Here is a 26431-nt window from a genome sequence, read left to right on the forward strand (position 1 = left end):
TGGGACTGATTCCCGGTCGGCGGGGCCTTTCGGCATTCACTACGTTAGCCGATTCCCTGGGAAGCTCATAATCGAGTCCGTGAGTTCTGAATTCAGGCATGCGGACATACCGAATTCGCCCTCACTGGAGGGAGTCGTAAGTAGTGGGTTGGCCGCTCCGGCTGCTGGCTTTCGCCGTACCCGGTTCAGCGGCTCGGAGTACGTTACGCACCTTCCACGGGCACGTCAACTTCGGCGACGTCTGGGGACGTGAGCCCGGTACGGGCTCACGGTCGGGTCGTCGGCGATCCAGTAGCGCCAGGGATGGACGTCTCCGTTGCCGCCATCGCCGGCCACGCCGGTCCGTGGACCATTCCGTACCTGGTCAGGGGGGACGGCGGTGCCGGCAAGCATGCTCAGGGGTGTCTCGCCGGAGGCGCACGCGTCCGTGCCGTCGAGGGCTCGGTCCACGTCTAGGGCGGTGGCGAGGCGGGCCGGGCCTTTGGCCAGTTCCTTGTCGCTTCGGGCCGATAGTCGACGTTTGCGGGCCAGTTCGGTGCCCTCGACGATCTCGCCGGCGCGGAGCAGGACGGCGCTTGCCTCGCCGTCCGGGCCGCACACCAGGTTCATGCAGTGCCACATGCCGTAGGTGAAGTAGACGTACACATGGCCGGGCGGACCGAACATCACGTCGTTGCGGGGCGTGCGGCCGCGATAGGCGTGGGAGCCGGGGTCGTTCGGGCCGTCGTATGCCTCGACCTCTGTGAGGCGGAGGGAGATCGGACCGTCCGGGGTCGTACGCACCAGGATGCGGCCGAGGAGGTCGGGGGCGACTTCCAGTACGGGCCGGTCGAAGAAGTCTCTGGGGAGGGGCGTACGGTCGGGGGTCGCGATCATGCCGTCCGAGGGTAGTGCAGGCCGGTGGGTGCGGCGGGGTGGTCAGAAGGCCTTCCCCTTGCCAGGGTGAAGGGCGCGGAACCGGCCACGGCCGTAGTGCGTTTGTAGGGATCAAGGGATCCACGCGAGAGGGAAGAGACATGGCGTTCAAGAAGCTGCTCGCGAGTCTGGGGGCCGGCGGGGCTTCGGTCGAGACGGTTCTGACCGAGGTCAACGTCGTTCCGGGCGGTGTCGTCCAGGGTGAGGTGCGGATCCAGGGTGGGTCCGTCGATCAGGAGATCCAGGGGGTGTCGGTCGGGCTGCAGGCCAAGGTCGAGGTCGAGGGCCACGACGACCAGGAGTACAAGCAGAACATCGAGTTCACGAAGCAGCCGCTCGGCGGGGCCTTCCAGCTGCAGGCCAATGCCGTGCACGCGGTGCCGTTCGGGCTGGAGATCCCGTGGGAGACCCCGATCACCATGATCGACGGTCAGGCGCTGCGTGGGATGAACATCGGCGTGACCACGGAGCTGGCGATCGCGCGCGCGGTCGACTCCGGTGACCTGGACCCGATCAACGTGCACCCGCTGCCGGCGCAGAAGGCGCTGCTCGACGCGTTCATCCAGCTGGGCTTCCGTTTCAAGAGCGCAGACATGGAGCGCGGTCACATCCGGGGTACGCGTCAGAAGCTGCCGTTCTACCAGGAGATCGAATTCCTGCCGCCGCAGCAGTACCGGGGGCTGAACCAGGTCGAGTTGAGCTTCGTCGCGGATGCGAACGCGATGGACGTCATCCTGGAAATGGACAAGAAGCCGGGGCTGTTCAGCGAGGGCAGTGACACCTTCCGGTCCTTCCAGGTGGGGCTGCACGACTTCCAGGGCACCGACTGGGTGGCGTACCTCAACCAGTGGCTGTCCGAGGTCGGCAGCAAGCGCAACTGGTTCTAGGCTCGGGACCACTGAGTAGGAACCGATCAGGAGGTACCGAGGTGACCGAGCTCAAGCGGCGGCCGCTCCCCCATGACTTCCATCCGCCCGTGCCGTCGTTCACGGTCACGAGCGAGCACGTCGAGGAAGGTGCGACGCTCAAGGACGCTCAGGTCTACGCGGCCGGCAACACGTCGCCGCAGCTGCGGTGGGAGGGCTTCCCGCCGGAGACCAAGAGCTTCGCCGTCACGTGCTACGACCCGGACGCCCCTACCGGCAGCGGGTTCTGGCACTGGGTCGTCTTCGATATCCCGGTCTCGGTGACCGAGCTGCCGGAGGGCGCGGGCAGCGGCAAGTTCGAGGGGCTGCCCGAGGGTGCCGTACATGCGCGCAACGACTACGGCACGAAGGACTTCGGCGGGGCCGCGCCGCCTGCCGGGGACGGGCCGCACCGTTATGTGTTCACGGTGTACGCCGTGGACCAGGAGAAGCTGGGGCCGGATTCGGACGCCAGCCCGGCCTTCGTGGGCTTCAATCTGCGGTTCCACGCGCTGGCGCGCGCCCAGCTCACCGGTGAGTACGAGGTGCCCGCCGAAGCCTGACGTTCATTGAACGTTTGCCCGTCCCTGGTCTTGGAAGTGATCAGGGGCGGGCATTTTTGTTGCCGGGGGCGCGGGGGTCACCCCCCGTGGGAGCAGCAGATATTGCGTTGTCCATCTCGGCGTGCCCGGCCAGAGTTGATCCCAGCCCGCCACGCGGTGGGCGGGTGCGACACGGGAGGTGGGCTGGTATGCGGGACACGTTGGTACTCAACGCGAGCTTTGAGCCGCTGTCGACGGTGACGTTGAACCGAGCCGTCGTTCTGGTGCTGCAGGACAAGGCCGTCGTCGAGCAGGCCCACCCCGAACTGCGTATGCGCGGAGCCGCTGTCGATATACCGGCGCCCCGGGTGATCAGGTTGTGCAGGTATGTGCGGGTGCCGTTCCGAAGACAAGCTCCGTGGTCGCGGCGGGGTGTCCTGGTGCGGGACCGGCACAGGTGCGCGTACTGCGGTCGTCGGGCGACGACCGTGGACCATGTTGTGCCTCGGTCGCAGGGTGGGCAGGACACGTGGCTGAATACGGTCGCCTCGTGTGCGGAGGACAATCACCGGAAGGCGAATCGGACGCCGGCGGAGGCGGGGATGCCGTTGCTTCGGGAGCCGTTTGAGCCGACGCCGGCGGATGCGATGTTGTTGGCTCTGGGGCAGGACGACTTTGCTGCGCTGCCGGATTGGCTCGCCCAGCCGGCTGCCTGATTGAGGTGCTTCGGCGGCTGCGGGTTGTTTGTGGTTGCTCGCGCCCACGCGGCGGAGCCGCAAATCGATACAGCCCCGCGCCCCTAAAAGACAGGGGCGCGGGGGGGTTCCGCCCGTTCTCAGTCCAGCGTCGGCTTTTCTCGGCGTTCCGTGCCCTGGCCGCCTGTGGCGCCTCCGTTGCCTGAGCCTCCGCCCATCGGGCCGAAGTTGCCCATGGCGCCGCTCAGGCCCTTGAGGGCGTCGCCGATTTCGCTGGGGACGATCCAGAGTTTGTTGGCGTCGCCCTCGGCGATCTTGGGGAGCATCTGGAGGTACTGGTAGGCGAGGAGCTTCTGGTCCGCGTCGCCGGCGTGGATGGATTCGAAGACCGTGCGGATCGCCTGGGCCTCGCCCTCGGCGCGCAGGGCGGCGGCCTTGGCCTCACCTTCGGCGCGCAGGATCTGGGACTGCTTCTCACCTTCGGCTCGGAGGATCTCGGACTGCCGGACACCCTCGGCCTGGAGGATCGCGGCGCGCTTGTCACGGTCGGCGCGCATCTGCTTCTCCATCGAGTCCTGGATGGAGGTCGGGGGCTCGATGGCCTTGAGTTCCACGCGGTTGACGCGGATGCCCCACTTGCCCGTGGCCTCGTCGAGGACGCCACGCAGGGCCGCGTTGATCTCCTCGCGGGAGGTCAGGGTCCGCTCGAGGTCCATGCCGCCGATGATGTTGCGGAGCGTGGTGACGGTGAGCTGCTCGATCGCCTGGATGTAGCTGGCGACTTCGTACGTGGCGGCCCGGGCGTCGGTCACCTGGTAATAGATGACGGTGTCGATGTTGACGACCAGGTTGTCCTGGGTGATCACCGGCTGCGGCGGGAACGGGACGACCTGTTCGCGCAGGTCGATGCGGTTGCGGATGGTGTCGATGAACGGGACGACGATGTTGAGGCCCGCGTTCAGCGTCCGCGTGTAGCGGCCGAAGCGCTCGACGATGGCCGCGCTGGCCTGTGGGATGACTTGGATCGTCTTGATCAGGGCGATGAAGACCAACACCACCAGAATGATCAGGACGATGATGACCGGTTCCATCGTTGCTTCCCCGTACCCTTCTCCGCCTCGGCACCTTCGGGAGATCTTATGCCTGTTGAAGATCTTGTTGTTGAAGATCTTGCTGGTCGAGTGTGACAGACCGCCGCGTAACTCGTGGGTTCTTCGGTTCAGTTGCGGGATACGCCGATTGACGAGGTCACATGACGATCGCCGTGGCACCCTCGATGTCCACGACATCGACTTCCTGGCCCACTTCGTAGGCGCGGCCGGTGTCGAGGGAGCGTGCCGACCAGACCTCCCCGGCGAGCTTGATCCGGCCGCCCGAGCCGTCGACGCGTTCCAGTACGACGGCCTGCTTGCCCTTCAACGCCTCTACGCCTGTGGCGAGTTGGGGTCGCTGCGCTCGATGTCGGGCCGCGATGGGCCGTACGACGGCGATGAGTGCGGTCGATACGACGGCGAAGACCACGACTTGGACGACGGCGTCACCGCCGAAGGCGCCTGCGGCCACCGCCGCCGCGATCGCGCCCACCGCCAGCATGCCGAGTTCGGGCATCGTGGTGATCACAAGCCCGACACCGAGCACTGCCGCGCCGATCAGCCACCACACCCACGGGTCGATTTCCACAAGGTCATGGTAGGACCGGGGATCGCGCGCGGACAGGGCGCAGATCAGGTCGGCACACGCTTCTTACCTTGTGGGTCCGGGAGTTCAGGACAGCGGGAGGCCCTGTGCGGTCCAGCGCTCGCCGACCTGTTCGACGACGAGGGGCAGTCCGAAGCAGAGGGAGAGGTTGCGGGAGGTGAGTTCGAGTTCCAGGGGGCCGGCGGCGAGGACCTTGCCCTGGCGGATCATCAGGACGTGGGTGAAGCCGGGGGCGATCTCCTCGACGTGGTGGGTGACCATGAGCATCGAGGGGGCGATCGGGTCGCGGGCGAGGCGGCCGAGACGGCGTACGAGGTCCTCGCGGCCGCCGAGGTCGAGGCCGGCGGCGGGCTCGTCGAGAAGGAGCAGTTCGGGGTCGGTCATCAGGGCGCGGGCGATGAGGGTGCGCTTGCGCTCGCCCTCGGAGAGCGTGCCGAACTTGCGCTCCAGGAAGTCGCTCATGCCGAGGCGGTCGAGGAAGGCGCGGGCGCGCTGTTCGTCGATGTCCTCGTAGTCCTCGTGCCAGCCGGCGGTCATGCCGTAGGCGGCGGTCAGCACGGTCTGCAGGACGGTCTGGCGCTTGGGGAGCTTGTCGGCCATGGCGATGCCGGCCACGCCGATGCGCGGGCGCAGCTCGAAGACGTCGACCTTCCCGAGGGTGTCGCCGAGGATGGTGGCGGTGCCGCTGCTGGGGAAGAGGTAGCTGGACGCGACATTGAGGAGGGTGGTCTTGCCGGCGCCGTTGGGGCCGAGGATGACCCAGCGCTCGCCCTCCTTCACCGACCAGGACACCTGGTCCACGAGAGCCCGGCCCTCCCGGACCACAGATACGTCCTGAAGCTCCAGAACATCGCTCATGAGCGCGTTGTCTCCCCTTGCAGTGTGACCGGTCTCGGCGTCTCGGCTTCTCGCGTGCGCCGTTGGGCGCAGCCCTCAACGAAATCTACGCCACCGGCCGCCCGCTCCATTCCATCGGTCCGGTCCTTAGGGTGGACGCATGCTTTCGGAACCGCGTTCAGGACGCCTTGCCGCTTGGGGAAATGCCCTTTTGGCCGGACTTGTCTCTCCGGATGACGCCGTTCTCGCCATCGTCGGCGAGGACGCGGTGCATCGGGTGGAGGGGCTGCCGGGCGAGGCCGCGCCGGTCGGACTCACGCTCGCGTTGGGAAGGCTGCGGGCGCTCGGGGTGAGCGGACTGCAGGTCGCGCTGCCCCAGCCCGGGCATCCGCTGGGGCTGAGCGGACCGCCGGAGTTCAACGCCCGGGCGCTGGAGGCCGAGGAGGCGGTGATCTGTTACGGCGCCGCCTTCGGGTTGGTGCCTGAGGTGTACGAGGCCGGCCCCGACGGCGATGTGCATGTCGAGGTCGTATGGCACTGCCTGGCGGTACGGGAGGCGCCGCCGGCGGATGTGCCGTCGCTGGGTGAGGCCGAGCGTGAGCTGGCGGAGGCGTTGCGGGACGCGACGGAGGTGCTCTCGCGGCTGGATGTCGCCGGGTCCGGGCCGGTGGCCGAGGCGGCGATCGAGGCGTATCGGGCGCGGGCCGAGCGTGGGCGGGAAGTGCTGGCGCCGGGGTATCCGCCGCGGGCGGTGCGGGTGCTGGAGCTGGCACAGCGCGTGGGGATGCTGATCTCGGTGGCGTACGAGAACGGGCACGGGGGTGCGGTGAGCGCGGGCGAGATGGCGGCTCGGGGGGCCGCGCTGCGGCCGGTGGAGCGGACGGCGCGGCGGGCGCAGGTCGCGGCGTACAACGCGGTGGTGGAGGAGCGGGAGCGAGGGGCGCGGTAAGGGGCTGCGCTGCGGCTGGCGGGACGCTGACCGGCCTCCCGGGGGTGGGTGCCCGGGAGGCCGGAGGTCACTGCTGCTCCGCTAGGGAGGTCAGCGGTTGATGCCCAGGTTGCCGAAGGCGGGGTTCAGTACACCGACGACGTTCACGCTGTTGCCGACCGCGTTCACGGGGATGTGCACCGGGGCCTGGACGACATTGCCCGAGACGATGCCCGGCGAACCCACGGCCTTGCCGTTGGCCGCGGCGCCGTCGGTGGCGGAGGCCATACCGGCACCCGCGGCGACCAGCCCGCCGGCCACCATCGTCACGGCCGCTACCTTCTTCAGGTTCTTCACTTCTAAGCCCTCCTTGCGATCGCCGCGGCAGTCGCCGCAGCACGCACTGGAGAACGGCGGAGATCCACGGAGGATGCGCCATCTGGGGGACATTCCCACGACGGTATGAATCTCAGCCCGGAGTGGAACCCTCCGTATTGCCGCTCGGAACGAGCCTTATCCGGCCACACCATGGCGTACTGCCCACAGTGCGGCCTGGGTTCGGTCCGCCAGGTCGAGCTTCATCAGGATGTTCGACACATGGGTCTTCACCGTCTTCTCGGAGAGGACCAGGGCGCGGGCGATCTCCCGGTTGGAGCGGCCGTCGGCTATCAGGCTCAGCACTTCGCGCTCTCGTTCCGTGAGCGAACCGGCTCTGCCCTGGCCCGAGTTGGCCTCCTCCTGGGACAGCAGGGCGCCGGCGACCTCGGGCTGGAGCAGGATGTGACCGGCGTGCACGGAGCGGATGGCGCCGGCGAGGGCGTCGGGGTCGATGTCCTTGTAGACATAGCCGGCGGCGCCGGCGCGCAGGGCCGGGACCACCGTGCGCTGTTCGGTGAAGCTGGTGACGATGAGCACGCGCGCGGGGTTGTTCAGTTCTCGGAGTCTGCTCAGCGCGTCGACGCCGTCCATGCCCGGCATCTTGACGTCCATCAGGACGACGTCGGGCTTCAACTCCTCGGTGCACGCGACTCCTTCGGCGCCGTCCGCGGCCTCGCCCACGACCTCGATGTCGTCCTGCACTTCGAGGAAGGTGCGCAGGCCACGGCGGACCACCTGGTGGTCGTCGACGAGCAGCACCCTGATTGCGTCAGCCACCGGGGACCTCCATCTCGATCGTGGTGCCCTTGCCGGGCGCCGATTCCACCGTCAGGCTGCCGCCGACCCCGCTCGCCCGGTCCCGCATGGAGACCAGGCCGAGATGGCGGCCCGCGCGGCGTATCGACTGCGGGTCGAAGCCGTTGCCGTCGTCGGTGACGCGCAGGACGGCTCCGCTGCCGTGCCGGTCCAGGGTCACGTCGACATGCTCGGCGCCCGAGTGCCGCAGCGCGTTGTGCAGGGCCTCCTGGGCGACGCGGAGCACGGCCTCCTCCTGGGCGGCGGGCAGGGCCCGTGTCCCGCGCCCGGCGAAGGTCACGCGCGCGGCGTGGGCGCGGTCGAGGACCTGGACCTGGGTGCGCAGGGTGTTGACGAGCCCGTCCTCGTCGAGGGCGGCGGGGCGCAACTCGACGACGGCGGCGCGCAGTTCGTCGGCCGCCTCGGCGGCGAGCAGGGCCACCTGGTGCAGTTCGCCCTTGGCGCGGGACGGGTCGCGGTCGACGAGGGCGGCGGCGGCCTGGGCCGTCAGGCGCAGGGAGAAGAGCTTCTGGCTGACCGCGTCGTGCAGTTCATGGGCGAGGCGGGAGCGTTCCTCGGCGATGGTCAGCTCGCGGCTGCGCTCGTAGAGACGGGCGTTGGTGAGGGCGATCGCCGCGTGCTGGGCGAGGATTCCCAGGAGTTCCTCGTCCTCCTCGGTGAAGCCGCAACTTCCTTCCGGTTTCGGGCAGTTCTTGTTGGCCAGGAACAGTGCGCCGATGACCTCGTCGCCGTCGCGGATCGGCAGGCCCAGGAAGTCGACCAGGTCGGGGTGTGCCGACGGCCAGCCCTCGAAACGGGGGTCCCTGCGGACGTCGGCGAGGCGCTCGACCTTGGCCTCCTGAAGCATCGAGGCGAGGATTCCGTGCTGTCGCGGCAGCGGGCCGATGGCCTTCCACTGCTGGTCGCTGACGCCGTCGACCACGAACTGGGCGAAGCCTCCGTGGTCGTCCGGGACGCCCAGTGCGGCGTACTGCGCGTCGAGCAGCTCGCGGGCCGAGGCGACGATCGTCTTGAGGACGTCGCGCACCTCGAGGTGCCTGCTCATGGCCAGCAGCGCGGAACTCACCGCGGCGAGGCCGGACCGGGGGCCTTGACTCATGTCCTCACGGTACCGGCGGGGTCGGACAACGCGGATCGGACCGTTGGCGGCCACCGCCTAGGGCTGTGGGCCTAGGCCGCAGGTCCCCGGAGGCGCGGCTTAGGGCGAAAGGACCCACCGCTTTGCGGCCCCCGTCCGAGGCGGCGACCGCGGGCCCCTTCCTACGTTGAGGGCGAGCCGATCAAAGGAGACGTGTGTCATGCCGGTAGCGATCATCACAGGGGCGTCGAAGGGGCTGGGGCGGGCGCTCGCCGAGGCACTGGCCGCGCGGGGCTGGGATCTGGTGCTGGACGCCAGAGGGGCGAAGGTGCTGGACGAGACGTCGGCGGCCGTGTCCGCGTACGGCACGCGCGTGACGGCGCTGCCGGGCGACGTCACGGACGCCGCGCACCGGGCCCAGCTGGTCGCGGCGGCCTGGCAGCTCGGCGGGGTCGATCTGGTGGTGAACAACGCGAGCGCGCTGGGCGTCGAGCCGCTCGTACAGCTGGACGCGCTGCCCCTGGAGGGGCTGCGGCGGGCGCTGGAGGTGAACGTGGTGGCCGCGCTGGGCCTCGTACAGGAGGCGCTGCCGCTGCTGCGGGCGTCGGGGACGGGCGCGGTGATCACGGTCAGCTCGGACGCGGCTGCCGAGGCGTACGAGACCTGGGGCGGCTACGGGGCCTCGAAGGCGGCCCTGGACCACCTCGCGGCGGTGCTCGGCGCGGAGGAGCCCGGGCTGCGGGTGTGGGCGGTGGATCCCGGCGACATGGCCACGGACCTGTATGCGGCAGCCGTACCGGACGACGATGATCCGCGGCCGGCGCCGGCGAGTGTGGTGCCCGCCTTCCTGCGGTTGCTGGACGAGCGTCCGGCCAGTGGCCGGTACAGCGCGCCCTCCCTGGTGGAGGGGCGATGACGCTGGCACTGCAGGTTCCGGAGGAGTTGTCCGCGCGCGTGCCGGTCGAGCAGCGGGGGCCCGGGCTCGACCGGGATTCCGTACGGCTGCTGGTGTCGCGTGGCCGTGCTGTGTCACATCACACCTTCACGGAGCTGCCGCGGCTGCTGCGGGCGGGAGACCTGCTCGTCGTCAATACGTCACCGACGCTCGCCGCCGCCGTGGACGGGCGGATCGGGCACGCGCGCGTGGTCGTGCACTTCTCCACCCTCGGGGACGACGGACGGTGGGCCGTCGAACTGCGGGAGCCGGACGGGAAGGGGGCCACACGCGCGCGTGCGGGAGGTCCTGCGGGGACGGAGGTGCGGTTGCCCGGGGGTGTGCGGCTGGTCCTGGAGGAGGCGCTGAGCGAGCGGCTGTGGTGGGCGCGGGTGGCCGGAGCGGAGGTGCTCGGCATGCTCCGGGAGCACGGGCGGCCGATTCGCTACTCGTACACGGAGAGGGACCAGCCCTTGTCCGTGTACCAGACGGTCTTCGCCCTCCCCACCGCCGACGGCCTGGGCAGCGCGGAGATGCCCAGTGCCGCCCGGCCCTTCACGGCCCGGCTGGTGGCGGAGCTGGTGAGCCGGGGGGTGCAGTTCGCTCCGGTGACGCTGCACACCGGGGTGGCCTCGGTCGAGGTGCACGAGCCGCCGTATCCGGAGCGGTTCGCGGTGTCTGAGGCGTCGGCGCGGCTGATCAATGCGGTGGCGGCCGGGGATGGACGAGTGATCGCGGTCGGTACCACGGCCGTGCGGGCGGTGGAGTCGGCGGTCGGGCCCGACGGGGTCGTACGCGCGCGTGCGGGATGGACAGACCTCGTCGTCACCCCGGAGCGCAGGGTGCGGGTGGTGGACGGGCTGCTGACCGGGCTGCATGAGCCGCAGGCCTCGCATCTGCTGATGCTGGAGGCGATCGCGGGGCGCGAGGCGGTCGACCGGGGATATGAGGAGGCGCTGCGCGAGCGCTACCTGTGGCACGAGTTCGGGGATGTGCATCTCGTCCTGCCGACGGAGAACGCTCACACAGAGCATTGCTCCAGCAACAGTTGGTGAGAGCTTTTCCCGGCCGATGTGAGGCCGCACATAGGGCGCAGATCACGTACTAGGGGCAATAGGAGACAAACGCGCCCCGCATGAGCGGGACAGACGCTCCGGTCTGTCCCGTTTTGCCCTTCCCTGATCCACTATCGGGGATCGTACGTCACACCTTTGCATGGCATTTTTGCGGCCGCTAACAATGGCTCCCGTCGCTCAGCGCCGCGGGTATCGCCCCGCGGCGTTTGTGCCGGAAGCACCCGTGTCCCCTGCCGGACAGCGAGCGACCTCCGCGCTATTCGAAGAGGTCCATCTGCCATGCCCAAGAACACCAAGAAGCCTGGTCACATTCGCGCCCTGACGCGCACCCACAAGATCGCCATCGCCGGTGTCGCCACGCTCGGCGCCGCCGCGGTCGCGATCTCCGCGGTGCCGAGCAGCGCGCAGTCGACCACGGCCGAGGCTGCCCCCGCGGGCAAGGTGGCGTACAGCTCCGAACAGATCAAGGATGTCAAGGCCAGCGTCACCGACCAGCTCGCCGGCGCCAGCCTGAAGGCCGAGCAGATCGCCGCCAAGAAGCACGCCGCCGCAGCGGCCGAGGCGAAGAAGAAGGCCGCCGTCGAGGCCGCCGCGAAGAAGAAGGCTGCCGCCGCAGCCGCGGCCAAGAAGAAGGCCGAGGCCGCGCGCAAGGCGAAGGAGGCCGCGAGCCGGTCCGCCAAGCGCGCCGCGGTCAAGCCCGTCGCCGCGAAGACGTACTCCAACAACCTCAACGGCTGGATCAACCACGCCCTCGACATCATGGACGACAAGGGCATCCCCGGTAGCTACAACGGTCTGTACCGCAACATCATGCGGGAGTCCTCGGGCAACCCGAACGCCATCAACAACTGGGACATCAACGCCATCAACGGTGTCCCCTCGATCGGTCTGCTGCAGGTCATCAAGCCGACCTTCGACGCCTACCACGTCGCGGGCACGGCCAAGAGCCAGTACGACCCGGTCGCCAACATCGTCGCCGCCGCCAACTACGCGGCCGACAAGTACGGCTCGATCGACAACGTCAACAGCGCGTACTGAGGTCGGCGCGGACCTCAGCCTCGCGTAACGCCGAAGCGCGGCGCCCCTGCCGGGGTGCCGCGCTTCGGCGTCGTACGAGAGCGATGTCGTACGAGAGCGGTTACTTCCGCATGACCTCCGGCTCGTGGCGGCGCAGGAAGCGGGCCACGAAGAAGCCGCAGATCACGCCGATGGCGATCAGGGCGGCCATGTCCATGCCCCAGACGGCGACCGTGTTCTCCCACAGCGGGTCGTTGCTCTCGCCCTTGGCGGGCGGGCTGATCCGGTTGAAGTCGAGCGTGGCGCCCGCGGCGGCGACCGCCCAGCGCGACGGCATCAGATACGAGAGCTCGTTGACGCCGACCGATCCGGCCAGGGGGAACAGGCAGCCCGTGAAGACGACCTGGACGATCGCGAACATGACCAGCAGCGGCATGGTCTTCTCTGCGGTCTTCACCAGGGCCGAGATGATCAGGCCGAACATCATCGCGCTGAAGCCCAGCGCCATGATCGGGATGCAGAGTTCCAGGAGGATCTGGCTGCGGAGGATCAGGCCCTCGTCGGGGAGGGTGCGGCTGGAGAAGCCGATGACGCCGACCATCAGACCCTGCAACACCGTGATGCAGCCGAGCACGAACACCTTGGACATCAGGTACGCGGACCGGGACAGGCCGGTCGCGCGCTCCCGCTCGTAGATGACCCGTTCCTTGATCAGTTCACGGACGGAGTTGGCGGCGCCGGCGAAGCACGCGCCGACCGCGAGGATCAGCAGGACGGTCAGGGCCGTGCCGTTCGCGACGGGCTGGCCGGTGTTCGGGTTGATCTCCGTGTTGACCAGGAGGTCCTTGCCCTGGTCGATGAGCAGGCTCACCGAGCCGAGGACGAGCGGCAGGATCACCGTCAGGGCCAGGAAGCCCTTGTCCGAGGCGATGACGGAGACATAGCGGCGCACCAACGTGGTGAACTGGGACATCCAGCCCTGCGGTTTCGGCGGCCGCATCGCCTGCATCGGCGGCATCTGTACGGACTGTGCCGCTATCGCGTCGATGTCCGCTGCGTAGATCTGGTAGTGCTGCGAGCCCTTCCAGCGTCCGGCCCAGTCGTAGTCGCGGTAGTTCTCGAAGGCGGAGAAGACGTCGGCCCAGGTGTCGTAGCCGAAGAAGTTCAGCGCCTCCTCGGGCGGGCCGAAGTAGGCGACTGCGCCGCCCGGCGCCATCACCAGGAGCTTGTCGCAGATCGCCAGCTCGGCCACCGAGTGCGTGACGACGAGGACCGTACGGCCGTCGTCGGCGAGGCCGCGCAGGAGCTGCATGACATCGCGGTCCATGCCCGGGTCGAGACCGGACGTAGGCTCGTCGAGGAAGATCAGCGACGGCTTGGTGAGCAGTTCCAGAGCCACCGAGACGCGCTTGCGCTGGCCGCCGGAGAGGGAGGTGACCTTCTTCTCCTTGTGGACGTCCAGCTTCAGCTCGCGCAGCACCTCGTCGATGCGCTGATCGCGCTCGCGCGCGGTGGTGTCGGCCGGGAAGCGGAGCTTGGCCGCGTACTTGAGGGCCTTCTTGACGGTCAGCTCCTTGTGCAGGATGTCGTCCTGCGGGACCAGACCGATGCGCTGACGCAGCTCGGCGAACTGCTTGTACAGGTTCCGGTTGTCGTAGAGGACGTCGCCCTCGTTGGCGGGCCGGTAGCCGGTGAGCGCCTTGAGCAGCGTCGACTTGCCGGAGCCGGACGGTCCGATGACCGCGATCAGCGACTTCTCCGGGACGCCGAAGGACACGTCCTTGAGGATCTGCTTCCCACCGTCGACGGTGACCGTCAAGTGGCGTGCGGAGAAGGAGACTTCACCGGTGTCGACGAACTCTTCCAGGCGGTCGCCGACGATCCGGAACGTCGAGTGGCCGACGCCCACGATGTCGGCGGGGCCCAACATCTGCGAGCCGCCCTTGGCGATCGGCTGGCCGTTGACGTACGTGCCGTTGTGCGAGCCCAGGTCGCGGATCTCCATGCGGCCGTCGGGCATCGAGTGGAACTCGGCGTGGTTGCGCGAGACCTGCAGGTCGGAGACGACCAGGTCGTTCTCCAGGGCACGCCCGATGCGCATGACGCGGCCGATCGAGAACTGGTGGAACGTGGTCGGACTGCGGTCGCCGTAGACCGGCGGCGCCCCCGCGCCACCACCGGGGCCCTGCTGCTGCGGGATGTGCGGCGCGGCCTGCTGCCAGCCCTGCTGTTGCGGAACCTGCTGCGGCGGCGCCTGCTGCGCCCAGCCGGGGCTCGCGCTCTGCGCGGCGTACGGCTGCGGCTGCTGCTGGGGCTGGGGCTGGGCCACAACGGCCGCGGTACCGGACGCGTTCAGGCACGGGCCGTCGGTCGCGTTGCCCAGGTACACGGCCGAGCCGGGGCCGATCTCCATCTGGTGGATCCGCTGGCCCTGCACGAATGTGCCGTTGGTGCTGCCGTGGTCCTCGATGACCCAACTGCGGCCCCCCCAGCTGATCGTGGCGTGACGCCAGGACACCCTGGCGTCATCGAGCACGATGTCCCCCTGCGGATCACGTCCGAGGGTGTATGGCCTGGACGGATCGAGCGTCCAGGTCCGTCCGTTCAATTCCAGTACGAGTTCCGGCACTCCATGCCCCACTGAGTAGTCCCCCGAGTTACCCCCATCACAGGGAGTCTAGGGATGTCGAACATCGTCGGGAACTATTTCAGGCTCCGCCCCCTGACTGAAAGCCGGGCCTTGTGAGGACCACGCACACACGCTTCGACTGGTTCCGTTGACGGGGTTGAAACCGGCCCGGAGAGTGGTAATCCCACGCGAGGGGGACACACGCGGCGGTAGCGCCGCGCTGCGGATCGGGGGGTCTGCCATGAAACCGGCCTTGAGCGTCAGGAGCGCGACCTACGACACGAAGGTGCCCTGGGGCGACGTCCTGCTGTCCGCGATCGCCGCCGTCAGCTGGGCGTTGATAGGCATGGCGGGTACGGCCGCACTCGGCCTGCATCTGCTGGAGGCGGACTCGACGGCCTCGCTCGGGCCGATGACCGCGGCGGTGGTGGCACTCGGGGCGGGTGGTTCGGTCACGCCGTCGGGCGATGTGTCCGCATTCGGGCTGACCGGCGCGGAGGCGAACACTGCCATCGAGATCACGCCATTGGGAGTGAGCCTGGTCGGCGCCCTGCTGCTGTCATGGTTCTTTCTACGGTCCTTGCGTGCGGCCGGGGTTGTGATCTCCCGGTCCGAACTCCTCGCGCGCGCGGGCTCGGTGATCGCCCTCTTCGTGGCGACGCTGGGCGGGCTGGCCTGGGCGGGGCACGACGTGATCACGATCGACGGAGGCGCGCTCGGCCTCGACGATCTGCCCGGCGGTGGCGGTGACGGCGGCGTCGAGATTCCCGGCGTCGGTGACATCGGGGACATCGGCGGGCTGCTGCCCGATCAGGTCGGCGACCTCGTCGACGCCGAGGCGGCGGTCGGCTTCACCGTCGACACGGTGCCGACCCTGCTCGGCGGGCTGTTCTGGTCGGCGGGGGTCCTGCTGATCGCCCTGCTGGCCTCCCGCCGCACTCCCCTGCCGCACGGCTGGGAGATCGTCCACCGAGTGGTACGGCCGGCCGTGTCCGCCCTCGTCACGGTGCTGCTGGTGGCGGTCGCGGCGGGGCTCGCGGCGGCCGCGTACGCGGCGATCGGCGACGACAACCCCAAGCGGATCGCCGGCGCGGCCCTGCTCGGCGCCCCGAACGGCGTCTGGCTGGGCATCCCCATCGGCCTGTTCGTGCCATGGGACGGCCGCGCGTCCGGCCCCTTGACCGCCCTCCTGCCGGATCCCCTGGACGATCTGCTGAGCTCCGAGGTCGACCAGTCCGTCTCCCTGAGCCGGCTGGCCGAGCTGGACGGGCGGGTGTGGCTGCTCGGAGTCGCCGCCGCGATGATGATGCTGCTGGCGGGGGTGCTGCATGCGGTGCGGACGCCTGTGGCGGGGGGCGTACGAGATCCCGTGGCTGTACGAGATCCAGGCGCCCTCGGTTTCGCCGGGCGGTGTGCGCTGCGGCTCGGGGTCGTGACCGCGCTGGCGCTGCCGCTGCTCGCGTGGCTCGCGGAGGTGTCGGTGGATGCCTCGCTGTCGGTGCTGGGCGTGGACGCGTTCGGGGCGGGGATCGAGTTGCACGGGCATCTCGGCATGGCGTTGCTGCTGGGTGCCGCCTGGGGTGCGGGGGCGGGGGCCGCCGGGGCGCTGCTGGCGCGGGCGACCGGAGCGGCAGGGCGGGCGGCGTCGCCGCTGGCACGCGGTGCCGCGGGGGCGGGGGCCGAGGGCGGGACGCTTCCGCAGCATGCGGGGCGGTCGGGGCCGTACGTGCCCGGTGCGCCGTATCGGCCGCCGAACCCGGCCACCAACCCGTATCTGCGGATGCCGGACGAGTTGCGGGAGCCGGAGGATGCGCGGCCGGAGCCGGAACGGGGAGCGGCGAAGCCGCCCGGGCAGGAAAGGTCGGACGCGCCGCCCTCCCCCGAAGCCCGGCCGGCGAGCGCGGCACCGCCCGGCGGCGACGTGTACGGCGCGCCGACGGTGGCCCGGCCGATGGGGCCGCCGCCGCGGTGGCCACGACGGTCCGCCGAGTCGCGCCGCGAAGACGCGGAACAGGCCCCGCCGGGCCAGCGGCGGCAACCGCCGCCGCCACCTCCGCCTCCGCCGCCACCTCCGAGGGCGCCGAAGGGGCACTGAGGGGGCACTGAAGGGGCGCCGAACCGACGGGCCGGTGGCCGTGCCGTGTCCGTCGGTGGCGGCCGCCCTTCTGTGAGCTGCCTGTCAGTCGGCTGTCACCCGAGCGACATCCAGAGTTCCGCGTCCGCTGGGCGGACCTGCGGGGCGGTGGGCACAGGGTGCCGGATACGGTGGGAGCACCATGAGCGCTTCGCAGACCTCAGACTTCCCCACCCTTCTCGTCAAGATCTTCGGGAAGGACAGGCCGGGCATCACGGCCGGCCTCTTCGACACCCTCGCTGCCTACTCGGTCGACGTGGTCGACATCGAGCAGGTCGTCACGCGTGGCCGGATGGTTCTGTGCGTGCTGGTGACCGAGCCGCCGCGAGGGCTCGAAGGGGACCTGCGCGCCACCGTCCACAGCTGGGCGGAGTCGATGAAGATGCAGGCGGAGATCATCTCCGGCACGGGCGACAACCGGCCCCGCGGCCTCGGCCGTTCGCTGGTGACCGTGCTCGGGCATCCGCTCACCGCGGAGGCGACCGCCGCGGTCGCGGCCCGTATCACGCGCACCGGCGGCAACATCGACCGTATCTTCCGGCTCGCCAAGTACCCGGTGACGGCGGTCGAGTTCGCGGTGTCCGGCGTGGAGACCGAGCCGCTGCGCACCGCCCTGGTGACCGACGCGGCGGCACTGGGTGTCGATGTGGCGGTCGTGGCCGCGGGACTGCACCGGCGCGCGCAGCGTCTGGTCGTCATGGACGTGGACTCGACGCTCATCCAGGACGAGGTGATCGAGCTCTTCGCCGCGCACGCGGGCTGCGAGGCGGAGGTCGCCGAGGTGACGGCGGCGGCGATGCGCGGGGAGCTCGACTTCGAGCAGTCGCTGCACGCGCGCGTGGCGTTGCTGAAGGGGCTCGACGTCTCGGTGGTGGACAAGGTGCGCAGCGAGGTGCGGCTGACGCCGGGCGCGCGCACGCTGATCCGTACGCTGAAGCGGCTCGGCTACCAAGTGGGCGTCGTGTCGGGTGGGTTCACTCAGGTCACGGATGATCTGAAGGAACGTCTCGGCCTGGACTTCGCGCAGGCCAACACGCTGGAGATCGTCGACGGGAAGCTGACCGGCAGGGTCACCGGCGAGATCGTGGACCGGGCGGGGAAGGCGCGGCTGCTGCGCCGGTTCGCCGCCGAGGCGGGCGTGCCGCTGGCGCAGACCGTGGCGATCGGTGACGGTGCCAACGATCTCGACATGCTGAACGCGGCCGGACTGGGAGTGGCCTTCAACGCCAAGCCGGTCGTCCGCGAGGCCGCGCACACCGCGGTGAACTTCCCGTTCCTCGACACGGTGCTGTATCTGCTGGGCGTCACCCGCGAAGAGGTCGAGGCCGCGGACACTCACGACGAGGGCTGAGCGGACGGGCCGCCGCCCTGTTCAGACGGGGCAGCAGGCATGAGCAGGCGAGGCCGTAGAGAGGTACGAGGCCGTAGAGAGGTACGAGGCCGTAGAGAGGTACGAGGGGCCCGCACCGGTGCGGTGCCGGGCCCCTCGCCGGGTCGCGTGGGTTATTCGGAGGGTGCCCAGTAGTCGCGCAGCGTGGCCGTGCCCGGTTCCAGGGACTTCCAGGAGCCCTCGAAGGTCAGGACCGCGAAGGCGGCGGCGGGGAAGCCGCGGCGGCTCAGCCGCTCCAGGGCGTCACCCTCGGCCGAGCCCGCGAGGATCTCGGCGAGGCCCTGGATGCCCGGGTTGTGGCCGATCATCAGGACGTTCTGCGCGTCGTCGGGGGTTTCGTTGAGCACGGCGATCAGTTCGCCGGGCGAGGCCTCGTAGACCCGCTCCTCATAGACGGTTTTCGGCCGGTGGGGGAATTCCTGGACGGCGAGCTTCCAGGTTTCCCGGGTCCGGGCCGAAGTGGAGCACAGGGCCAGATCGAAGGGGATATGGGTGTCGGCGAGCTTGCGTCCGGCGACTGCGGCGTCCATGCGGCCCCGCTCAGCGAGCGGCCGCTCGTGGTCGGTCACCTGTGGCCAGTCGGCTTTCGCATGCCGGAAGAGGACGATCCTGCGGGGTTCTGCGACGCTCATGCGTCCCAGCTTCGCATGAAACACGCCAACGGGCGCAGGGAGTTGACGGGCGGCTCAGCAGGTGTTCAGCGCGATATCAGCTGCAGAATGTGCTCGACGAGCCGGGTGATCGCCGGGTTAGTGGTGGCCGCGTGCGCGTCGGACGGGTTGAGTATCACCAGGAGCAGGGTGACGAACGCGAGCGCGGGGAGAGCCAGGGCCCACCAGGGCAGCCTGATGTCCGGGCGGCCCGAGCGCGCCGGGTGGAGCCGGGTCTGCGTAGGGGCCGACATGACGCCTCCGTGAGTCTTCGGGTGATCCGTGCCCGCCGCTCGCGGCCACACCTCGAAGTTACGGACTCCCGAGCCCTCAACCCATCCGGTGATCCACCCAGTTGACCCTGACACTCGCCCCCTAGGGGATGGTGGTGCTAGCCCCACCATCGGCCCCGCGGGCGGTCACGGAGAGGCGATCGTCACGGCGAAGCAATGGTCGCGATGATGGCGATGATCACGAAGATGGCGAAGAACGAGCCGAAGACGAGGAGCATCTTCTTCTGGCCGTTCTGCGGGTTCGGGTCGAGCACTGGCGACATGCGCCCAGTGTCGCACCCGCCGGGCAGGCCCGGCCTGCGGGGGTGGGGATCAGCGGGCCGCCTCGTCCTCCACCGTGCGGTCGCGGCCCGCCAGGACGCCCACGATCATCTGGGGGATCATCAAGCCGGTCATGAGCGCGATCGGCAGGCCCCAGCCGCCGCTGTGCTGGTAGAGGACGCCCACCAGGAGCGGTCCGGGGATGGAGATCAGATACCCCGCGCTCTGCGCGAACGCCGACAGCTGGGCGACGCCCGCGCCGGTCCTGGCCCGCATCCCGACCAAGGTGAGGGCCAGCGGGAACGCACAGTTGGAGACGCCGAGCAGCAGCGCCCAGGCCCAGGCGCCGCCGGCCGGCGCGGCGTACAGGCCGGCGTATCCGGCGAGACCGCAGACGCCGAGCGCGATCACGATCGGGCCCTGATGGGGCAGTCGGGTGGCCACGCGCGGGATGACGAAGGCGAGCGGCACGCCCATCACCATCGTGACGGCCAGGAGCAGCCCGGCCGTGCCGGCGGGCACGCCGGCGTCGCGGAAGATCTGCGCCATCCAGCCCATCGTGATGTAGGCGGCGGTGGCCTGGAGCCCGAAGAAGACGGCGAGCGCCCAGGCGGTACGGCTGCGGGTGATGCGCAGAGCGGGCTGCACGCGCGCGTGCGCTTCATTGCCGGGCTCCGCGGGCGGGTGCACCTCGGCAGGCGGCTGCGCCCCCCGCTGCCGTACGAGCGCGATCCACGGCAGTACGGCCACCGCCGCGAGCCCCGCCCACACCGCGAGCCCGGACTGCCAACTGCCGCCCAGGGCGTCGGCCATGGGCACGGTCACCGCCGCCGCCGCGGCGGTGCCGAGGGCGAGGGCCATCGAGTACAGGCCGGTCATGGAGCCGACCCGGTCCGGGAACCAGCGCTTGACGATGACCGGCATGAGCACGTTGCTGACCGCGATGCCCATGAGGGCGAGGGCGCTGGCGGCCAGGAATCCGGGCACGCTTCCGGCGTACGGCCGGATCAGCAGGCCCGCGGTGATGGCGGCCATGCCGGCGCAGACGACCGCGCCCGGCCCGAAGCGGCGGGCGAGCCGCGGGGCCATGACGCCGAACACGGCGAAGCAGAGCGGGGGCACCGAGGTGAGCAGGCCGGCCACGCTGCCGCTCATACCGAGCCCGTCGCGGACCTCTTCCAGGAGGGCACCGAGACTGGTGATGGCGGGACGGAGGTTGACGGCGGCGAGCACGATGCCGAGGACGACCAGTCGGGTCGTCCACGCGCGCGTGGAGGTCGGGGATGCGTCTGTCACGGGTGCCGAGCTGCGTATCGTCGGGGGCTTTGTCGTGCGGGTTTCCTCGCGTGCCATGAGGCCCATCATAGAATCATGGGATGATTGGTTGTCCACCCTCCCGCCACCTGCGGCCGACCGTCCCGTGCGAAGGTGAGCCATGCCCCTGAGCCACCCCCGCAGGTCGGCGCTGTCCGAGCAGGTCATCGCCGCGCTGCGGAACCAGATCACCTCGGGCGAGTGGCCGGTCGGCTCGCGCATCCCGACGGAGCCCGAGCTGGTCGAGCAGCTCGGCGTCGCCCGCAACACGGTGCGTGAGGCCGTCCGCGCCCTCGCGCACAACGGCCTGCTGGACATCCGCCAGGGCTCCGGCACCTACGTGGTCGCGACCAGTGAGCTGGCGGGCGTGATGCACCGCCGCTTCGCCGACGCCGATCCGCGGCACATCGCCGAGCTGCGCTCCACCCTGGAGTCCGGCGCCGCGAGGCTCGCCGCCGAGCGGCGCACCGAGAAGGACCTCAAGCAGCTCGACGCGCTGCTGGTGCGGCGCGAGGAGGCGTGGGCGTCGGGCGACGCGGAGGCCTTTGTGGCGGCGGACGCGACCTTCCACCTGGCGGTGGTGGCCGCCTCCCACAACGACGCGATGACGGCCATGTACGCGGACCTGAGCGAGGTGCTGCGGGACTGGCTGCGCGAGGACGTCGGCCCGGAGCTGACCCCGGAGACGTACATGGACCACACACCGCTCGTCGACGCGATCCGGACGGGCGACACGGCGGCAGCGGCAGCGGAGGCCGCGAGCTATCCGTTCCTGTGCCGTCCCGGCCGGTTCACAGCGCCCGCTTCCGGTGACTGACCCACACCGAACGGACCTCTTTCCAGCAGCGGCCGGTCAGCCGCACGGTCTGCGCGGGCCCCGCGTCGACCGCGGCGCCGTCGCTGTCGACGTCCCACCAGCGGTCGCACTCGATGTGCAGACGGACGCTGTCCGTTCGCGGATACGGGTTGTGGCAGAACGCGGTCACGTAGGAGCCGATGACCTTGCTGCGGCACGCGGCACCGAACGGCTCCGGTGCGGCGGCCTGCCGTACCTTCACGCGCGCGTGGGGCATCGCCTCGTACGACAGGGAGAGTACGAGAGCGATGGCGACGGTCACTGAGGCCAGGCTGCGGGAGATGCGCACAACGGGACCTCCTCGGCCGTGCTGGGGAGGGAAGCGTGTGGTGAACGCGTACTTCAGGGTGTGCGGTGGTGGCCCTCCCGCGCCCGGCGGGTGGGCCGAACGGGTGACACGCCAAGGGCCCGCGCCCTTGATGGGAACGCGGGCCCTCCGGCAGTCGGTCGTGCGTCACGCGCCGATGGCGTGCAGACCCCCGTCGACGTGGATGATCTCGCCGGTGGTCTTCGGGAACCAGTCGCTGAGCAGGGCGACGATGCCGCGGCCGGCCGGGTCCGGGTCCTTGAGGTCCCACTCCAGCGGGGCACGGGTGTCCCACACGGAGGCGAGCTCCGAGAAGCCCGGGATGGACTTGGCCGCCATCGAGCCGATGGGGCCCGCGGAGATGAGGTTGCAGCGGATGTTCTGCTTGCCCAGGTCACGCGCCATGTAGCGGCTGGTGGCCTCCAGAGCGGCCTTGGCCGGGCCCATCCAGTCGTACTGCGGCCAGGCGTACTGCGCGTCGAAGGTGAGGCCGACGACCGAGCCGCCGTTCTGCATCAGCGGCAGGCAGGCCATGGTCAGCGACTTCAGGGAGTACGCCGAGACGTGCATGGCCGTGGCGACCGACTCGAACGGCGTGTTGAGGAAGTTGCCGCCGAGCGCGTCCTGCGGGGCGAAGCCGATGGAGTGGACGACGCCGTCGAGGCCGCCGAGCTCCTCGCCGACGATGTCGGCCAGGCGCCCAAGGTGTTCGTCGTTGGTGACGTCGAGCTCGATGACCTTGGTGGGCTTGGGGAGCTTCCTGGCGATGCGCTCGGTCAGCGTGGGCCGCGGGAACGCGGTCAGGATGATCTCGGCGCCCTGCTCCTGGGCCAGCTTGGCGGCGTGGAAGGCGATGGAGGACTCCATCAGCACACCGGTGATCAGGACGCGCTTGCCCTCGAGAATTCCGCTCATGGTGATCAGTGACCCATTCCCAGTCCGCCGTCAACGGGAATGACGGCTCCAGTGATGTACGAGGCGTCGTCCGAGGCGAGGAAACGCACCGCCGCGGCGACCTCGTCCGGCTGCGCGTACCGGCCGAGCGGCACCTGCGACATGATCGTGGCCCGCTGCTCGTCGGTGAGCGCCTTCGTCATGTCGGTGTCGACGAAGCCGGGCGCGACGACGTTGAAGGTGATGTTGCGTGAGCCCAGCTCACGAGCGAGGGAACGCGCGAACCCGACCAGGGCGGCCTTGGAGGCGGCGTAGTTCGACTGACCCGGGCCGCCGTACAGCCCGACCACCGAGGAGATGAGGACGACACGGCCCTTCTTGGCGCGCAGCATGCCGCGGTTGGCGCGCTTGACGACCCGGAAGGTGCCGGTGAGGTTGGTGTCGATGACCGAGGTGAAGTCCTCCTCGGACATCCGCATCAGGAGCTGGTCCTTGGTGATGCCGGCGTTGGCGATGAGGACCTCGACGGGCCCGTGCGCGTCCTCGATCTCCTTGTAGGCCTGCTCCACCTGCTCGGGGTCGGTGATGTCGCACTTGACGGCGAGGAAGCCGGCGGGCGGCTCACCGGAACGGTAGGTGATGGCGACCTTGTCGCCGGCGTCGACGAATGCGCGGGCGATGGCGAGGCCGATGCCCCGGTTGCCTCCGGTGACGAGAACCGAGCGGCTCAACGGATCACCCTTTCACTAGCGGTTGGTTCCCCCGCCCGAACACCTGGATGACAGGCGGCTTCATCGAAAACCTATCGTTCCGCTCCCTTCTGCGGAGAATCGGGCACCGACAGCGGCGAACGGCACTCACTGTGGGGTCCCTACAGAAAGAGGCGCACGTCAGCCGGAAACCTGTGGTCCCTCGCCGGGATGGGCGACATGATCGGAGCCGACAGGCCACGACAGCAGGGAGACCTCCGTGCCTCATACGATCGACGAAGCCTTCACGGCGCTTCCGCTACGCGCCCTGGCCGACGCCGCGCTGGCACGCGCGCGTGCGCTGGGGGCGGAGCACGCGGACTTCCGGTGCGAGCGGGTGCGCAGCGCGTCCTGGCGCCTGCGGGACGGCAAGCCCGCCGGATCGTCGGACACCACCGACCTCGGGTACGCGGTGCGGGTCGTGCACGGCGGGACGTGGGGATTCGCGTCCGGCGTGGATCTGACGCTCGACGCCGCCGCCAAGGTCGCCTCGCAGGCGGTGGCGATGGCCAAGCTGTCCGCGCAGGTGATCCGGGCGGCCGGGTCGGACGAGCGGGTCGAGCTCGCCGACGAGCCCGTGCACGCCGAGAAGACGTGGATCTCGTCGTACGCGATCGATCCGTTCACCGTGCCCGACGAGGAGAAGACCGCGCTGCTGGCGGACTGGAGCGGCCGGCTGCTGGCGGCGAACGGGGTCGATCACGTCGACGCGTCGCTGCTCACCGTCCACGAGAACAAGTTCTACGCCGACACCGCCGGGACCGTGACCACGCAGCAGCGGGTGCGGCTGCATCCGCAGCTGACGGCGGTGTCGGTGGACGCGTCGAGCGGCGAGTTCGACTCGATGCGCACCATCGCGCCGCCCGTCGGCCGTGGCTGGGAGTACGCGACGGGCACCGGCTGGGACTGGGACGACGAACTCGCCCGGATCCCCGAGCTGCTCGCCGAGAAGATGCGCGCCCCGAGTGTCGAGCCGGGGCCGTACGACCTCGTCGTCGACCCCTCCAACCTGTGGCTGACCATCCACGAGTCCATCGGCCACGCCACCGAGCTGGACCGCGCCCTCGGCTACGAGGCCGCCTACGCCGGCACCTCCTTCGCCACCTTCGACCAGCTCGGCAAGCTCAAGTACGGCTCCGAGCTGATGAACGTCACCGGTGACCGCACCGCCGAGCACGGCCTCGCGACCATCGGATACGACGACGAAGGCGTCGAGGGACAGTCCTGGGACCTGGTGAAGGACGGCACGCTCGTCGGCTACCAGCTGGACCGGCGGATCGCGAAGCTGACCGGGTTCGAGCGGTCCAACGGGTGCGCGTTCGCCGACTCCCCCGGCCATGTTCCTGTGCAGCGCATGGCCAACGTGTCGCTGCAGCCCGATCCCGCCGGGCTGTCCACGGAGGACCTGATCGGGGGTGTGGACCGCGGCATCTATGTGGTCGGCGACCGGTCCTGGTCGATCGACATGCAGCGCTACAACTTCCAGTTCACCGGCCAGCGGTTCTTCAGGATCGAGAACGGGCGGCTGACCGGTCAGCTGCGGGACGTGGCCTACCAGGCGACGACCACCGACTTCTGGGGCTCCATGGCGGCCGTCGGCGGTCCGCAGACCTATGTCCTGGGCGGCGCCTTCAACTGCGGCAAGGCCCAGCCGGGTCAGGTGGCCGCGGTCTCGCACGGCTGCCCGTCGGCCCTCTTCAAGGGCGTCAACATTCTGAACACCACGCAGGAGGCCGGTCGATGAGCGCGCGTACAAGCAAGCCGCACGAGGTTGTCGAGCGGGCGCTGGAGCTGTCCCGGGCCGACGGCTGCGTCGTGATCGCCGATGAGCAGTCGACCGCCAATCTGCGCTGGGCGGGCAACGCGCTCACCACGAACGGGGTCACGCGCGGGCGCACGCTCACGGTCATCGCCACCGTCGACGGCAAGGAGGGCACCGCTTCCGGCGTCGTCTCACGCTCCGCGGTGACCATCGACGAGCTGGAGCCGCTGGTGCGCGCCGCCGAGGCCGCCGCACGCGGCGCCGGGCCCGCCGAGGACGCGCAGCCGCTGGTCACGGGCGTACCGGCGTCCGAGGACTTCACGGACGCCCCGGCCGAGACGTCGTCCACCGTGTTCGCCGACTTCGCCCCGGCGCTCGGTGAGGCGTTCGCACGCGCGCGTGCCGGTGGCCGCGAGCTGTACGGCTTCGCCAACCACGAGCTGGTGTCGACGTACATGGGTACGTCCACCGGTCTGCGGCTCCGTCATGACCAGCCCAACGGGACGCTGGAGCTGAACGCCAAGTCGCCCGACCGTACGCGCTCGGCGTGGGCGGGGCGGTCGACCCGGGACTTCAAGGACGTCGACCCGGCGGCGCTGGACGCCGAGCTGGCTGTACGGCTCGGCTGGGCGGAGCGGCGGATCGAGCTGCCCGCGGGCCGGTACGAGACGCTGCTGCCGCCGACCGCCGTCGCGGACCTGCTGATCTACCAGATGTGGTCGGCGTCGGGCCGGGACGCCACCGAGGGCCGCACGGTGTTCTCCAAGCCCGGCGGCGGCACCCGCGTCGGCGACAGGCTCACCGAGCTGCCGCTGACCCTGCGCAGCGACCCGAACGAGCCGGGCCTGGAGTCCGCGCCCTTCGTGATCGCGCACTCCTCCGGCGACGACCAGTCGGTGTTCGACAACGGGCTGCCGCTGACGCCGACCGAGTGGGTGCGCGCCGGTGAGCTGGGGCACCTGTTGACCAGCCGGCACAGCGCGGGGCTGACCGGACTGCCGGTGGCGCCCGCGATCGACAACATCGTCCTGGACGGCGGCACGGACCGGTCCCTGGAGGACATGGTCGCGAGCACCGAGCGCGGGCTGCTGCTGACCTGCCTCTGGTACATCCGCGAGGTCGACCCGGCCACGCTGCTGCTCACCGGCCTGACCCGGGACGGCGTCTACCTCGTCGAGAACGGCGAGGTGACCGGCGAGGTCAACAACTTCCGGTTCAACGAGTCGCCGGTGGACCTGCTGGGGCGTGCGGCCGAGGCCGGGCGCACGGAAAAGACGCTGCCGAGGGAATGGAGCGACTGGTTCACCAGGGCCGCCATGCCCGCGCTGAGGGTGCCGGACTTCAATATGAGCTCTGTCAGTCAGGGCGTATAA

27 protein-coding genes are annotated in these 26431 nt (G+C 70.0%); 12 read left to right on the forward strand and 15 right to left on the reverse strand.

The window, feature by feature from the left end:
* Positions 1-225: 225 nt before the first annotated feature.
* Entirely contained in the window at positions 226-876 is a 651-nt protein-coding gene (locus KCH48_RS18755; RefSeq protein WP_210575528.1) for a DNA-3-methyladenine glycosylase, read from the reverse strand.
* A 140-nt stretch (positions 877-1016) separates the two neighbouring features.
* On the opposite strand from KCH48_RS18755, the gene KCH48_RS18760 reads away from it, so the two are divergent.
* The 3 genes from KCH48_RS18760 to KCH48_RS18770 all read left to right on the forward strand — a co-directional run bounded on the left by KCH48_RS18760 (position 1017) and on the right by KCH48_RS18770 (position 3078).
* On the forward strand, positions 1017-1802 hold the full coding sequence (locus tag KCH48_RS18760; protein WP_210575530.1) for a sporulation protein: 786 nt from the start codon (positions 1017-1019) through the stop codon (positions 1800-1802).
* 41 nt (positions 1803-1843) lie between these two features.
* Positions 1844-2383 carry a YbhB/YbcL family Raf kinase inhibitor-like protein gene (locus KCH48_RS18765; RefSeq protein WP_210575532.1) on the forward strand — a complete coding sequence of 180 codons (540 nt, stop codon included), beginning with the start codon at positions 1844-1846 and terminating at the stop codon, positions 2381-2383.
* A gap of 188 nt (positions 2384-2571) precedes the next feature.
* Complete coding sequence (locus KCH48_RS18770) at positions 2572-3078, forward strand: HNH endonuclease (protein WP_210575534.1); 507 nt, start codon at positions 2572-2574, stop codon at positions 3076-3078.
* 119 nt (positions 3079-3197) lie between these two features.
* Here KCH48_RS18770 and KCH48_RS18775 read toward each other — a convergent pair whose 3' ends face one another.
* The 3 genes from KCH48_RS18775 to KCH48_RS18785 form a co-directional block, all read right to left on the reverse strand.
* Complete coding sequence (locus KCH48_RS18775) at positions 3198-4148, reverse strand: SPFH domain-containing protein (RefSeq protein WP_210575536.1); 951 nt, start codon at positions 4146-4148, stop codon at positions 3198-3200.
* A gap of 157 nt (positions 4149-4305) precedes the next feature.
* Positions 4306-4737, reverse strand: coding sequence for an NfeD family protein (locus KCH48_RS18780; RefSeq protein WP_210575538.1), 432 nt, complete (start codon positions 4735-4737; stop codon positions 4306-4308).
* A gap of 84 nt (positions 4738-4821) precedes the next feature.
* Entirely contained in the window at positions 4822-5613 is a 792-nt protein-coding gene (locus tag KCH48_RS18785) for an ABC transporter ATP-binding protein (protein ID WP_210575540.1), read from the reverse strand.
* A 139-nt stretch (positions 5614-5752) separates the two neighbouring features.
* Here KCH48_RS18785 and KCH48_RS18790 point away from each other — a divergent pair, with 139 nt between their 5' ends.
* Positions 5753-6541: a hypothetical protein gene (locus KCH48_RS18790; RefSeq protein ID WP_210575542.1), complete on the forward strand. Its 789-nt coding sequence runs from the start codon at positions 5753-5755 to the stop codon at positions 6539-6541.
* 90 nt (positions 6542-6631) lie between these two features.
* Here KCH48_RS18790 and chpE read toward each other — a convergent pair whose 3' ends face one another.
* The 3 genes from chpE to KCH48_RS18805 all read right to left on the reverse strand — a co-directional run bounded on the left by chpE (position 6632) and on the right by KCH48_RS18805 (position 8813).
* Positions 6632-6877, reverse strand: a complete 246-nt coding sequence (gene chpE / locus KCH48_RS18795) for a chaplin ChpE (RefSeq protein WP_210575544.1) — start codon at positions 6875-6877, stop codon at positions 6632-6634.
* Positions 6878-7033: 156 nt separating this feature from the next.
* Complete coding sequence (locus KCH48_RS18800) at positions 7034-7675, reverse strand: response regulator transcription factor (protein WP_210575545.1); 642 nt, start codon at positions 7673-7675, stop codon at positions 7034-7036.
* Positions 7668-8813 (reverse strand): GAF domain-containing sensor histidine kinase, encoded by a 1146-nt coding sequence (locus KCH48_RS18805; RefSeq protein ID WP_210575546.1) that lies wholly within the window; start codon positions 8811-8813, stop codon positions 7668-7670. The genes KCH48_RS18800 and KCH48_RS18805 overlap by 8 nt, the downstream gene beginning before the upstream one ends.
* 199 nt (positions 8814-9012) lie before the next feature.
* On the opposite strand from KCH48_RS18805, the gene KCH48_RS18810 reads away from it, so the two are divergent.
* The 3 genes from KCH48_RS18810 (at position 9013) to KCH48_RS18820 (ending at position 11840) form a co-directional block, all read left to right on the forward strand.
* Complete coding sequence (locus KCH48_RS18810; protein WP_210575547.1) at positions 9013-9708, forward strand: SDR family oxidoreductase; 696 nt, start codon at positions 9013-9015, stop codon at positions 9706-9708.
* Positions 9705-10781 (forward strand): S-adenosylmethionine:tRNA ribosyltransferase-isomerase, encoded by a 1077-nt coding sequence (locus KCH48_RS18815; RefSeq protein WP_210575548.1) that lies wholly within the window; start codon positions 9705-9707, stop codon positions 10779-10781. Before KCH48_RS18810 ends, KCH48_RS18815 begins: the two co-directional genes overlap by 4 nt.
* A gap of 300 nt (positions 10782-11081) precedes the next feature.
* Complete coding sequence (locus tag KCH48_RS18820; RefSeq protein WP_210575549.1) at positions 11082-11840, forward strand: transglycosylase SLT domain-containing protein; 759 nt, start codon at positions 11082-11084, stop codon at positions 11838-11840.
* Positions 11841-11940: 100 nt separating this feature from the next.
* Here KCH48_RS18820 and KCH48_RS18825 read toward each other — a convergent pair whose 3' ends face one another.
* A complete protein-coding gene (locus KCH48_RS18825; RefSeq protein WP_210575551.1) occupies positions 11941-14448 on the reverse strand; it encodes an FHA domain-containing protein in 2508 nt (835 codons plus the stop codon).
* 241 nt (positions 14449-14689) lie between these two features.
* On the opposite strand from KCH48_RS18825, the gene KCH48_RS18830 reads away from it, so the two are divergent.
* Positions 14690-16543: a streptophobe family protein gene (locus KCH48_RS18830; RefSeq protein ID WP_210575552.1), complete on the forward strand. Its 1854-nt coding sequence runs from the start codon at positions 14690-14692 to the stop codon at positions 16541-16543.
* Between the two features lie 181 nt (positions 16544-16724).
* The gene (serB, locus tag KCH48_RS18835; RefSeq protein ID WP_210575553.1) at positions 16725-17933 is read left to right on the forward strand and encodes a phosphoserine phosphatase SerB; all 1209 of its coding nucleotides are present in this window, start codon (positions 16725-16727) and stop codon (positions 17931-17933) included.
* A 152-nt stretch (positions 17934-18085) separates the two neighbouring features.
* Here serB and KCH48_RS18840 read toward each other — a convergent pair whose 3' ends face one another.
* The 4 genes from KCH48_RS18840 to KCH48_RS18850 form a co-directional block, all read right to left on the reverse strand.
* The gene (locus KCH48_RS18840) at positions 18086-18604 is read right to left on the reverse strand and encodes a histidine phosphatase family protein (protein WP_210575554.1); all 519 of its coding nucleotides are present in this window, start codon (positions 18602-18604) and stop codon (positions 18086-18088) included.
* 65 nt (positions 18605-18669) lie between these two features.
* A complete protein-coding gene (locus KCH48_RS18845) occupies positions 18670-18876 on the reverse strand; it encodes a hypothetical protein (RefSeq protein ID WP_210575555.1) in 207 nt (68 codons plus the stop codon).
* A 182-nt stretch (positions 18877-19058) separates the two neighbouring features.
* On the reverse strand, positions 19059-19178 hold the full coding sequence (locus KCH48_RS42930) for an SGM_5486 family transporter-associated protein (protein ID WP_260859621.1): 120 nt from the start codon (positions 19176-19178) through the stop codon (positions 19059-19061).
* A gap of 49 nt (positions 19179-19227) precedes the next feature.
* Positions 19228-20541 carry a CynX/NimT family MFS transporter gene (locus KCH48_RS18850; protein ID WP_210575557.1) on the reverse strand — a complete coding sequence of 438 codons (1314 nt, stop codon included), beginning with the start codon at positions 20539-20541 and terminating at the stop codon, positions 19228-19230.
* 70 nt (positions 20542-20611) lie between these two features.
* Between KCH48_RS18850 and KCH48_RS18855 the strand changes: the two genes are divergently transcribed.
* Positions 20612-21307, forward strand: a complete 696-nt coding sequence (locus KCH48_RS18855) for a FadR/GntR family transcriptional regulator (protein WP_210575558.1) — start codon at positions 20612-20614, stop codon at positions 21305-21307.
* Here the strand turns inward: KCH48_RS18855 and KCH48_RS18860 are convergent.
* The 3 genes from KCH48_RS18860 to fabG form a co-directional block, all read right to left on the reverse strand.
* Positions 21282-21635 carry a hypothetical protein gene (locus KCH48_RS18860; RefSeq protein WP_210575559.1) on the reverse strand — a complete coding sequence of 118 codons (354 nt, stop codon included), beginning with the start codon at positions 21633-21635 and terminating at the stop codon, positions 21282-21284. The two genes, KCH48_RS18855 and KCH48_RS18860, sit on opposite strands and share 26 nt — an antisense overlap.
* 165 nt (positions 21636-21800) lie before the next feature.
* Positions 21801-22568, reverse strand: coding sequence for an enoyl-ACP reductase FabI (gene fabI, locus KCH48_RS18865; protein ID WP_210575560.1), 768 nt, complete (start codon positions 22566-22568; stop codon positions 21801-21803).
* A 5-nt stretch (positions 22569-22573) separates the two neighbouring features.
* The gene (fabG, locus tag KCH48_RS18870; protein ID WP_210575561.1) at positions 22574-23278 is read right to left on the reverse strand and encodes a 3-oxoacyl-[acyl-carrier-protein] reductase; all 705 of its coding nucleotides are present in this window, start codon (positions 23276-23278) and stop codon (positions 22574-22576) included.
* 238 nt (positions 23279-23516) lie between these two features.
* Here fabG and KCH48_RS18875 point away from each other — a divergent pair, with 238 nt between their 5' ends.
* Entirely contained in the window at positions 23517-25040 is a 1524-nt protein-coding gene (locus KCH48_RS18875) for a TldD/PmbA family protein (protein WP_210575563.1), read from the forward strand.
* On the forward strand, positions 25037-26431 hold the full coding sequence (locus KCH48_RS18880; protein WP_210575565.1) for a metallopeptidase TldD-related protein: 1395 nt from the start codon (positions 25037-25039) through the stop codon (positions 26429-26431). Before KCH48_RS18875 ends, KCH48_RS18880 begins: the two co-directional genes overlap by 4 nt.

It is taken from the genome of Streptomyces sp. GESEQ-4, from assembly GCF_017948455.1.
Taxonomy (GTDB): Bacteria; Actinomycetota; Actinomycetes; order Streptomycetales; family Streptomycetaceae; genus Streptomyces.

Bases quoted from the DNA above. Each gene is read 5' to 3' on its own strand.
- KCH48_RS18770 (WP_210575534.1), top strand. From the start codon at position 2,572: ATGCGGGACACGTTGGTACTCAACGCGAGCTTTGAGCCGCTGTCGACG.
- KCH48_RS18755 (WP_210575528.1), bottom strand. From the start codon at position 876: ATGATCGCGACCCCCGACCGTACGCCCCTCCCCAGAGACTTCTTCGAC.
- KCH48_RS18880 (WP_210575565.1), top strand. From the start codon at position 25,037: ATGAGCGCGCGTACAAGCAAGCCGCACGAGGTTGTCGAGCGGGCGCTG.
- fabI (WP_210575560.1), bottom strand. From the start codon at position 22,568: ATGAGCGGAATTCTCGAGGGCAAGCGCGTCCTGATCACCGGTGTGCTG.
- KCH48_RS42930 (WP_260859621.1), bottom strand. From the start codon at position 19,178: ATGTCGCCAGTGCTCGACCCGAACCCGCAGAACGGCCAGAAGAAGATG.
- KCH48_RS18805 (WP_210575546.1), bottom strand. From the start codon at position 8,813: ATGAGTCAAGGCCCCCGGTCCGGCCTCGCCGCGGTGAGTTCCGCGCTG.
- KCH48_RS18760 (WP_210575530.1), top strand. From the start codon at position 1,017: ATGGCGTTCAAGAAGCTGCTCGCGAGTCTGGGGGCCGGCGGGGCTTCG.
- KCH48_RS18845 (WP_210575555.1), bottom strand. From the start codon at position 18,876: ATGTCGGCCCCTACGCAGACCCGGCTCCACCCGGCGCGCTCGGGCCGC.
- KCH48_RS18830 (WP_210575552.1), top strand. From the start codon at position 14,690: ATGAAACCGGCCTTGAGCGTCAGGAGCGCGACCTACGACACGAAGGTG.
- KCH48_RS18820 (WP_210575549.1), top strand. From the start codon at position 11,082: ATGCCCAAGAACACCAAGAAGCCTGGTCACATTCGCGCCCTGACGCGC.
- KCH48_RS18785 (WP_210575540.1), bottom strand. From the start codon at position 5,613: ATGAGCGATGTTCTGGAGCTTCAGGACGTATCTGTGGTCCGGGAGGGC.
- KCH48_RS18810 (WP_210575547.1), top strand. From the start codon at position 9,013: ATGCCGGTAGCGATCATCACAGGGGCGTCGAAGGGGCTGGGGCGGGCG.
- serB (WP_210575553.1), top strand. From the start codon at position 16,725: ATGAGCGCTTCGCAGACCTCAGACTTCCCCACCCTTCTCGTCAAGATC.
- KCH48_RS18855 (WP_210575558.1), top strand. From the start codon at position 20,612: ATGCCCCTGAGCCACCCCCGCAGGTCGGCGCTGTCCGAGCAGGTCATC.
- KCH48_RS18790 (WP_210575542.1), top strand. From the start codon at position 5,753: ATGCTTTCGGAACCGCGTTCAGGACGCCTTGCCGCTTGGGGAAATGCC.
- KCH48_RS18850 (WP_210575557.1), bottom strand. From the start codon at position 20,541: ATGATGGGCCTCATGGCACGCGAGGAAACCCGCACGACAAAGCCCCCG.
- KCH48_RS18815 (WP_210575548.1), top strand. From the start codon at position 9,705: ATGACGCTGGCACTGCAGGTTCCGGAGGAGTTGTCCGCGCGCGTGCCG.
- KCH48_RS18840 (WP_210575554.1), bottom strand. From the start codon at position 18,604: ATGAGCGTCGCAGAACCCCGCAGGATCGTCCTCTTCCGGCATGCGAAA.
- KCH48_RS18775 (WP_210575536.1), bottom strand. From the start codon at position 4,148: ATGGAACCGGTCATCATCGTCCTGATCATTCTGGTGGTGTTGGTCTTC.